Raw genomic sequence first — 9,433 nt, 5'->3', positions numbered from 1 at the left:
CACCCGGTCCCCCGGGTGCACGACCGGGCCGTACGGCTTGGCCGGGCCGTAAGGTGAGACACATGAACGATCGCATGGTGTGGATCGACTGCGAGATGACCGGGCTCTCGCTGTCCGACGACGCTCTCATCGAGGTGGCCGCGCTGGTCACCGACTCGGAGCTGAACGTGCTCGGCGAGGGTGTGGACATCGTGATCCGCCCCCCGGACTCGGCCCTTACGACGATGCCCGAGGTGGTGCGGCAGATGCACACCGCGTCGGGTCTGCTGGCGGAGCTGCCGAACGGCACGACGCTCGCGGACGCCGAGGAGCAGGTCCTCTCCTACATCCGGGAGCACGTCAAGGAACCGGGCAAGGCCCCGCTGTGCGGCAACTCGGTCGGTACGGACCGCGGCTTCCTGCTCCGTGACATGCCGACCCTGGAGGGCTACCTCCACTACCGGATCGTGGACGTCAGCTCGATCAAGGAGCTGGCCCGCCGCTGGTACCCGCGGGCGTACTTCAACAGTCCCGAGAAGAACGGCAACCACCGCGCGCTCGCCGACATCCGCGAGTCGATCGCGGAGCTGCGCTACTACCGCGAGGCCGTCTTCGTCCCCCAGCCCGGACCCGACTCGGACACCGCGCGGGCGATCGCCGCGAAACACGTTCTGCCCGCGCAGTAGCCCGGGCGGACGGCGCCCGGCCCGGCCTCGCACAAAGCCGGGCGCGAGCACCCCTTCGGACCCTGTACACTTTTTCTCGGCCGGTCGGTGAACCGCACGGAGAACCGCCGGTCATGGTGGGTGTAGCTCAGCTGGTAGAGCACCTGGTTGTGGTCCAGGATGTCGCGGGTTCAAGTCCCGTCACTCACCCTGAACGATGAAGGGCCGACCCGAGAGCGGGTCGGCCCTTCATCGTGTGTGTCACGCGACGACCGCGGCCCGGCCGACCGGGCGGGGCAGCAGATCCCGGCCGGTCGCCGGCCCTCAGGACGAAGCCCTCGTCATCAGTTGCGTGGGCAGCACCACCTGGCGCCGCTCCAGTCCCCGCGACACCGCGGGACGCTGGTCGGCGATCTCGTCCAGGAGGAGGCTGATCATGGCGTGGCCCATCTCCTCGATGGGCTGGCGGACGCTGGTCAGCGGCGGATCCATGTGCCGGGCGATCGCCGAGTCGTCGTATCCGACCAGGGCCACGTCATCCGGGATGCGGCGGCCGGCCTCGCGGAGCGCCTGGCGGGCGCCCGCCGCCATCACGTCCGACCCGGCGAACACCCCGTCCAGGCCGGGGCAGCTCGCGAGCAGCTCGGCCATCGCACGGCGGCCGCCCTCCTCCGTGAAGTCACCCGACGCGATCAGTCGCTCGTCCACCTCGTGGCCCGCGTCGAGCAGCGCGTCCCGGTAGCCGTCGATACGCCGCTGGGCGCCGTACACGTCGAGGCGGCCGGTGATCGTCGCGATCGTCGAGCAGCCGCGCTCGAGGAGGTGCTCCACGGCCGAGCGGCCCCCGCCGTAGTTGTCCGAGTCCACCGACGGGAGCGTCTCACGCTCCGAGCGCGGACCGCTGATCACCGCGGGGATCTCCAGCTGGCCCAGCAGGTCGGGCAGCGGGTCGTCGGCGTGCACGGAGACCAGCAGCACGCCGTCGACCCGGTGCGCCGCCAGGTACTGGGCCAGCCGGCGCCGCTCCCGGTCGCTGCCCGCGAAGATCAGCAGCAACTGCATCTCGGTGTCCGACAGTGCGGCGCCCACGCCCCGGAGCATGTCGGAGAAGTACGGCTCCGTGAAGAACCGCCTCTCCGGCTCGGGCACCACGAGGGCGATCGCGTCCGTGCGGTTCGCCGCGAGCGCACGGGCCGCCGTGTTCGGCACATAGCCGAGCTCGGCCACCGCCGCCTCGACCGCCGCGCGGGTCGCGTCACTGACCCGGGGCGAGCCGTTGATCACCCGGGAGACCGTGCCCCGGCCGACACCGGCCCGGGCGGCGACCTCCTCCAGGGTCGGCCTCCGGCCGCTCCGGCCTCGCCCTCCGTGGCCTGCCATGGTCGCCTCCTGTCACACCGCGCTGGCGTGGAATCTAACAGTCCCGACTTCCGTACGACGTGCGGGAGCGCCCCGGCGGCTCCACGGACCCGTCTGCGGACCGTCACCCCGCCACTCTTTGAACTCGCGGTGACTTTCCGGGGACTCCCCTGTTGCGCCGCGTGATGCCCCGGCCGATGCCCGCCCTCTTAGTTAACAGGCCGATAACCGAAGACAAGTCTCCGCGTCCATTCCCTTGACACCCCCGCACGAACCGGCCACCCTTCAACCAATCACTTGTGGGAGCGCTCCCACGGTACCTGACACATAAACATCCCGCACGTTCCCCGCCCGAGCCGCAGCATGAACAAACGGGTCCAACAACGCAGTTGGCCGGGGGGTCGGCACGTCAGGGCAACAGGAGGACGCAATGCGAGCACGTACCCTCCCCCACTCCGGGCTTCGTAAGGGCAGAGGCATCCCGGCCGTCCGCCGGGCGATGACGGTCGCGGCCGTGGTGTCGCTGGGCGCCGGGCTGCTGGCCGGCTGTGCCGACGACGGCGACGGGGGCTCCAACTCGTCGTCGGGCGACAGCGAGGGCAAGACCACGATCACCCTGGGCCTCTTCGGTACCCAGGGGTTCAAGGAGGCCGGTCTCTACGCCGAGTACGAGAAGCTGAACCCGGACATCAAGATCGCCGAGACCGTCGTCGAGCGGAACGAGAACTACTACCCGGCTCTCGTCAACCGCCTCACCTCCAACAGCGGCCTCCAGGACATCCAGGCCGTCGAGGTCGGCAACATCGCCGAGGTCGTGGAGACCCAGTCCTCGAAGCTGATGGACCTGTCCAAGGCGGAGGGCGTCGAGTCGGGCAACTGGCTGGACTGGAAGTGGAAGCAGGCCACCACCAAGGACGGGCAGACCATCGGTCTCGGCACCGACGTCGGCCCGATGGCCATCTGCTACCGCAAGGACCTCTTCGAGAAGGCCGGGCTGCCCACCGACCGCGAGGAAGTGAGCAAGCTCTGGGCGGGCAGCTGGGAGAAGCTCGTCGAGGTCGGCCGGGACTACCAGAAGAAGGCGCCCGAGGGCACCACCTTCCTGGACTCCCCCGGTGGTCTGATCAACGCCATCCTCAGCAGTGAGGAGGAGAAGTTCTACAACGCCTCCGGCGAGGTCACTTACAAGACGAACCCCAAGGTGAAGGACGCCTTCGACCTCACCGCCGAGGCCGCCGAGGACGGGCTGACCGGCAACCAGACGCAGTTCCAGCCCGCCTGGGACACGACGATCGCCAACAGCAAGTTCGCCGCGGTCTCCTGCCCGCCGTGGATGCTCGGCACCATCATGGGCAAGTCGAAGCCGGAGTCGTTCGGCAAGTGGGACGTGGCCTCCGCGCCCAAGCCCGGCAACTGGGGCGGCACCTTCCTCTCCGTGCCCAAGTCGGGCAAGAACACCGAGGAGGCGGCGAAGCTCGTCGCGTGGCTGACCGCCCCCGAGCAGCAGGCCAAGCTGTTCGCGAAGCAGGGCAGCTTCCCGAGCGCCCCGGGCGCGTACGAGCTGCCGCAGGTCACGGGCGCCAAGAACGAGCTGACCGGTGACGCCCCGATCGGCGAGTTCTTCGCCAAGGCCGCCGAGGACGTCCCGAACCAGCCCATCGGCCCGAAGGACCAGATCATCCAGCAGGGTCTGACGGACAACGGCGTGATCCTCGTGGCCCAGGGCAAGTCGCCCGAGGAGGCCTGGGAGACGGCCACGAAGACCATCGACAACAACCTGGACAAGTGACCGAGATGTCAACCAGGCATGACACCGCCGCGCCCCCCGTGAAGGAGGGGGGCGCGGCCCCTGGCCGCTCCTCGGCCGGCCCCGTCTCCGCGGAGGCGGCGAAGAAGCGCGCCCGGCTCTCCCGCCGCTGGCAGCGGGACATCAAATGGAGCCCGTACGCGTTTATCTCGCCGTTCTTCCTGCTGTTCGCGGCGTTCGGCCTGTTCCCGCTGATCTACACCGCCTGGGCCTCGCTGCACCAGGTGGAGCTGACCGCGCCGACCGACATGTCGTGGGTCGGCCTGCGCAACTACACGCGGATCTTCGACGACGAGTTCTTCTGGAACGCGGCGCAGAACACGCTGACCATCGGCATCATCTCCACGGTGCCGCAGCTGCTGATGGCGATGGGCCTGGCGCACATCCTCAACTACAAGCTGCGCGGCTCGACGTTCTACCGGGTCATCATGCTCGCCCCGTACGCGACGTCGATCGCCGCCGCGTCGCTGGTCTTCGTGCTGCTCTTCGGCCGTGACTACGGCATGATCAACTGGGCGCTGGGCTTCGTCGGCATCGACAACATCGACTGGCAGAACGACACCTGGGCCTCGCAGTTCGCCGTGTCGTCGATCGTCATCTGGCGCTGGACCGGCTACAACGCGCTGATCTACCTGGCGGCCATGCAGGCGATCCCGCAGGACCTGTACGAGTCGGCGGCCCTGGACGGCGCCAACCGCTGGCAGCAGTTCCTCCATGTCACGCTGCCCTCGCTGCGGCCGACGATCCTGTTCACCGTCGTCGTGTCGACCATCGGCGCCAGCCAGCTGTTCGGCGAGCCGCTGCTGTTCGACGCGAACAAGGGCGCGTCCGGCGGTTCGACGCACCAGTTCCAGACGCTCGGCCTGTACCTGTACGAGCAGGGCTGGGTCAACCAGCACCTGGGCCGTGCCTCGGCGATCGCCTGGACGATGTTCCTGATCCTCATCGTCATCGGGATCGCCAACTCCGTCATCTCGCGCCGGCTGCGCGCCAGTAGTTAAGGAGGACCGGCCGTGACGACGACGCTGACGAAGTCCCCGGTGGACACGCCGCCCGAGCCCAAAAAGCGCGGGCGCGGTCCCAAGTCCGCGCGCGCGGGCGGGCACATGCACGCGGGGCCCGTCGCCTACATCATCCTCGCCCTGTTCACCATCGGCTCGCTGTTCCCGCTGGTGTGGACGGCGATCGCCGCCTCGCGCGACAACCAGCGGCTGGCGCAGAACCCGCCGCCGTTCTGGTTCGGCTCCAACCTGTTCAACAACCTCGACCTGGCCTGGAACGACGCCAACCTCGGCGAGGCCTTCATCAACACCACGTTCGTGGCGGGCGTCTCCGCGGCGACCATCGTCTTCCTGTCGACGATCGCCGGGTTCGCCTTCGCCAAGCTCAAGTTCAAGGGCCGTGGCGCCGCGATGCTGATCGTGGTCGGCACGATGATGGTGCCGCCGCAGCTCAGCGTCATCCCGCTGTACATGATGGTGGCCAAGCTCGACTGGTCCGACCAGCTCCAGGCGGTCATCCTGCCGTCGCTGGTGAGCGCGTTCGGTGTGTTCTTCATGCGGCAGTACCTGCTGCAGGCGCTGCCGGACGAGATCATCGAGGCCGCCCGCATGGACGGCGCCAGCAGCTGGCGCGTGGTGTGGCACGTGGTGTTCCCCGCCGCGCGGCCCGCGATGGCCGTGCTCGGCATGCTGATGTTCGTGCAGACCTGGAACGACTTCCTGTGGCCGTTCCTGGTGCTGACGCAGCACGGCAGCCCGACCGTGCAGGTCGCGGTCGCGGGACTCGGCCGCGGCTACACCCCGGACCAGTCCCTGATCATGGCGGGTGCGCTGCTGGGCACGCTGCCGCTGCTGCTGGTCTTCGCGATCTTCGGCAAGCAGATCGTGGGCGGCATCATGCAGGGCGCGGTCAAGGGCTGACCCCCACGTGGGGCCGGGCCGCCGTGCTCCGGCCCCGCGCCGGCGGCCCCCTGCCGCGGCCCCCTGCCACCTTTTCATCCGCCGCCCGGTCCCCCTTCCACTTTTCCCCCTCCACCGTCCATCGGTCTCCCCGACCCCGTCCTGCCCTCATGGGAGCGCTTCCATGCCTGATTCCGTTAACCCGGTGACCCCGGTGACCTTCCCTCCCGCCTTCCTGTGGGGCGCGGCGACCTCGGCGTACCAGATCGAGGGCGCGGTACGGGAGGACGGCCGTACTCCCTCGATCTGGGACACCTTCAGCCATACGCCGGGCAAGACGGCGGGCGGCGACCACGGTGACATCGCTGTCGACCACTACCACCGCTACCGCGACGACGTGGCGCTCATGGCGGAGCTCGGGCTCAACGCGTACCGCTTCTCGGTGTCCTGGTCGCGGGTGCAGCCGACGGGCCGGGGTCCCGCCGTCCAGCGCGGCCTGGACTTCTACCGCCGGCTGGTGGACGAGCTGCTGGACAAGGGCATCAAGCCCGCCGTCACCCTCTACCACTGGGACCTGCCCCAGGAGCTGGAGGACGCCGGCGGCTGGCCGGAGCGCGACACGGCGATGCGCTTCGCCGAGTACGCGGGGATCGTCGGCGAGGCGCTGGGCGACCGCGTCGAGAACTGGATGACGCTCAACGAGCCGTGGTGCAGCGCGTTCCTCGGCTACGGGTCGGGCGTGCACGCGCCGGGCCGTACGGACCCGGTGGCCGCGCTGCGCGCCGCGCACCACCTGAACCTGGCGCACGGCCTCGGTACGTCGGCGCTGCGCGCGGTGATGCCTCCGCGCAACGCGATCGGGGTGAGCCTCAACACCCATGTGTTCCGGGCCCTTTCCGAGGACCCCGCGGACCAGGCGGCGCTGAAGAAGATCGACGACCTGGGCAACGGTGTCTTCCACGGCCCGATGCTGCACGGCGCGTACCCGGACAGCCTGTTCACGACGACGAAGGCGCTGACGGACTGGTCGTTCGTCGTGGAGGGCGACCTGACGCTGATCCACCAGCCGCTGGACGCGCTGGGCATCAACTACTACACCCCGACCCTGATCTCGGCCGGGGACGGCGACGCGGCGGGCCCGCGCGCGGACGGGCACGGGAACAGCCAGCACTCGCCCTGGCCGGGCGCCGACGACGTGCGGTTCCACCAGACTCCGGGCGAGCGCACGGTGATGGGCTGGACGATCGACCCGACGGGCCTGCACGAACTGCTGATGCGGTGGACGCGCGAGGTGCCGGGCCTGCCGCTGTACATCACGGAGAACGGCTGCGCCGCCGACGACAAGCCGGACGCGGAGGGCCGGGTCCACGACCCGGAGCGGATCGCCTATCTGCACGGCCATCTGCGGGCGGTGCGCCGCGCGATAGCCGAGGGCGCCGACGTCCGCGGCTACTACCAGTGGTCGCTGCTGGACAACTTCGAGTGGGCGTACGGGTACGAGAAGAGGTTCGGCGCGGTCTACGTCGACTACGCGACCCAGGCCCGTACGCCGAAGTCGAGCGCCCTCTGGTACGGCCGGCTGGCCCGCACCGGCGCGCTGCCGCCGCTGGAGACGTCGGAGTGAGACGGGCGGGGCCCTGCCGGATCCGGCGCGGCGGGGTCCCGTCGAGGGGTACGGGGCGCGGCACCACGAGGGGGGGTGCCGCGCCCCGGCCGTCCGGTCCCCACCCCCGCGGAGCGCCACAGGATGCCTGCCTACCCTGAGCCCATGAACGAGGACCATGAGGGCGGGCGTGGCGGCGGGACCGCTCCGGAGGGAATGTCTCCGGGTGGGACCACGCTGGGACGGATCGCCGGGGCGCTGGGGGCCGTGCTGGTGGCGGAGGGCACGGGGGAGATCACCGACGTGATCATCGCCGAGCCCGGCGACTCCGTCGTGGGCATGTCCGGGATGCTCGTCCTCGCGGTCGGTCTGCGCGGTGCCGCGGCGGCGGATCTGGTGACCGCGGCGGGCGCGGCGGGGGCCGCGGGCGTCGCCGTGCGGATCGACGACGGGGTGCCCGGCGAGGTACGGGCGGCCGCCCGGGCCGCGGGCGTCGCCGTGCTGGGCGTTCCCGCGGGGCTGCGCTGGGACAAGGTCGAGGCCGAGGCGCGCCGGGAGATGATCGTCCGGGGCGGCGGCGCCGACCGGCGGGGCGACCTGTACTCGCTGGCGCAGACCGTGGCCTCGCTCACCCACGGCCTGGTCAGTGTGGAGGACACGGCGCACCGGGTGATGGCGTACGCCGGGCCCGGGGAGGAGGCCGACGAGCTGCGGCGCCGTTCGATCCTCGGGCGCAACTGCCCGGAGCCCTATCTGGCGCTGCTCCGCGAGTGGGGCGTCTACCAGCGGGTGCGCCGGGGCGACGAGGTGGTCGAGGTCGAGGCGCGGCCCGAGGAGGGCATCCGGCGCAGACTGGTGGCCGGCATCAACGCGGGCACGCGGCCGCTGGGCACGATATGGCTCCAGGAGGGCGACCGGCCGCTGGCCCCGGGCGCGGAGCGGGCGCTGCGCGGCGCCGCCCGGCTCGCCGGTGCCCAGCTCGTCGACCACTACTACCGGGGCGACTCCGGTGCCCGGCTGAGGTCCCGCGAGGATCTCGCCCACGGGCTGCTCACCGGGCGGTTCAACACCGCGGCGCTCGCCGGGCACCTGGGGGTGGCCCCGGCGTCCGGCGCGTCCGTCGTCGCGGTCGACCTGCGGGACGACCGGGCGTGGGGGGACGGCACCGGACGGGACGCGCGGCTGGCGGAGGCGGCCTCGATCGTGGCGGTGCACGCGGCCGCCTACCGCAGGAACGCACTGGTCGCGCAGGCCTGCGGGCAGATCTACGCGATGCTGCCGGAGGCACCGGGCTCGGCGGGCTCGGCGGCGGGCGGTGACGCCTCCGAGAGCGCCCTCGTGCGCTGGGCGACGGAACTCGTCACCGCGCTGCGCCAGTACACGCGTACGCCCGTGCAGGCCGTCGTCGCCGGTACGGCGGCCCGGCTGGAGGACATCCCCGCGGTCAAGCTGCGCGGTCATCAGGGCCTGCAGATCCTGGCCGGCACGCCGGACCGCGCGGTCGGCACGCACAGCGGGCTCACCTCGTCGCTGCTGGTGCGCGAGGTCCTGGAGCTGCTGGCCGGCCACGGTACGGTCCGGCATCCCGGCCTGACGTCGCTGGTCGCCCACGACGCCGCCCACGGCACGGAGATGGCGCGCTCGCTGCGGCTGTACCTGGACGCGTTCGGCGACGTGGGATCCGTGGCCAAGGCTTTGAACGTGCACCCCAACACCCTGCGCTACCGCGTGCGCAAGGCCGTCGCGCTCTCCGGGATCGACCTGGACGATCCGGAGCACCGGCTGGCGGCCATGATCCAGCTCAGGCTCGTGGAGGGCGCGGAGGGCACGGAGGGACTGGGAAGGCCCTTCCCGGTGAACGCGGCCGACTGAGCCCAGGCCCCGCACCGCTCGGCGCCGTTCCGCACCGCTCGGCGCCGTTCCGCGCCGGGCGCGTCGTCCGCGCGGACAGCAAACTCCGGGAATCGCTGTCCGGGCGGACGAGATACGGCCACGGGACGTCGCCTTACATTCGCCTTCCGTTCCCGCTCTGGGACGGAACCCCCGTATCGAACCCCTGTATCCCGCGCGGCCCGCGGCCGACCCCGTGGTCGGCTCCGCAGCCATGTCCGGCCGTCCC

Annotated in this window: 7 protein-coding genes and 1 tRNA gene; 7 read left to right on the top strand and 1 reads right to left on the bottom strand. The window is 71.0% G+C overall.

Annotated features, from left to right (window positions below; all coding sequences use genetic code 11):
• Positions 1 to 62: 62 nt before the first annotated feature.
• Together orn and IE242_RS24005 are read left to right on the top strand one after the other, a co-directional pair.
• A complete protein-coding gene (gene orn, locus IE242_RS24010; protein ID WP_189862585.1) occupies positions 63 to 665 on the top strand; it encodes an oligoribonuclease in 603 nt (200 codons plus the stop codon).
• 116 nt (positions 666 to 781) lie between these two features.
• Positions 782 to 854 (top strand) — tRNA-His (locus IE242_RS24005).
• A 114-nt stretch (positions 855 to 968) separates the two neighbouring features.
• On the opposite strand, the gene IE242_RS24000 is transcribed toward IE242_RS24005, so the two are convergent.
• A complete protein-coding gene (locus IE242_RS24000; RefSeq protein ID WP_189862583.1) occupies positions 969 to 2,024 on the bottom strand; it encodes a LacI family DNA-binding transcriptional regulator in 1,056 nt (351 codons plus the stop codon).
• A 409-nt stretch (positions 2,025 to 2,433) separates the two neighbouring features.
• Between IE242_RS24000 and IE242_RS23995 the strand changes: the two genes are divergently transcribed.
• The 5 genes from IE242_RS23995 (at position 2,434) to IE242_RS23975 (ending at position 9,186) form a co-directional block, all read left to right on the top strand.
• The gene (locus IE242_RS23995; RefSeq protein WP_189862581.1) at positions 2,434 to 3,792 is read left to right on the top strand and encodes an ABC transporter substrate-binding protein; all 1,359 of its coding nucleotides are present in this window, start codon (positions 2,434 to 2,436) and stop codon (positions 3,790 to 3,792) included.
• 5 nt (positions 3,793 to 3,797) lie between these two features.
• Positions 3,798 to 4,811 carry a carbohydrate ABC transporter permease gene (locus IE242_RS23990; RefSeq protein ID WP_189862683.1) on the top strand — a complete coding sequence of 338 codons (1,014 nt, stop codon included), beginning with the start codon at positions 3,798 to 3,800 and terminating at the stop codon, positions 4,809 to 4,811.
• Positions 4,812 to 4,823: 12 nt separating this feature from the next.
• Positions 4,824 to 5,732, top strand: a complete 909-nt coding sequence (locus IE242_RS23985; RefSeq protein ID WP_030569460.1) for a carbohydrate ABC transporter permease — start codon at positions 4,824 to 4,826, stop codon at positions 5,730 to 5,732.
• Positions 5,733 to 5,895: 163 nt separating this feature from the next.
• Positions 5,896 to 7,335 carry a GH1 family beta-glucosidase gene (locus IE242_RS23980; RefSeq protein ID WP_189862579.1) on the top strand — a complete coding sequence of 480 codons (1,440 nt, stop codon included), beginning with the start codon at positions 5,896 to 5,898 and terminating at the stop codon, positions 7,333 to 7,335.
• A 144-nt stretch (positions 7,336 to 7,479) separates the two neighbouring features.
• Positions 7,480 to 9,186, top strand: a complete 1,707-nt coding sequence (locus IE242_RS23975) for a PucR family transcriptional regulator (RefSeq protein ID WP_229859354.1) — start codon at positions 7,480 to 7,482, stop codon at positions 9,184 to 9,186.
• Positions 9,187 to 9,433 lie beyond the last annotated feature (247 nt).

This window comes from Streptomyces poonensis (assembly GCF_014650915.1).
Lineage (GTDB): Bacteria > Actinomycetota > Actinomycetes > Streptomycetales > Streptomycetaceae > Streptomyces > Streptomyces poonensis.
This window is presented reverse-complemented; position numbering and strand designations above follow the sequence as displayed.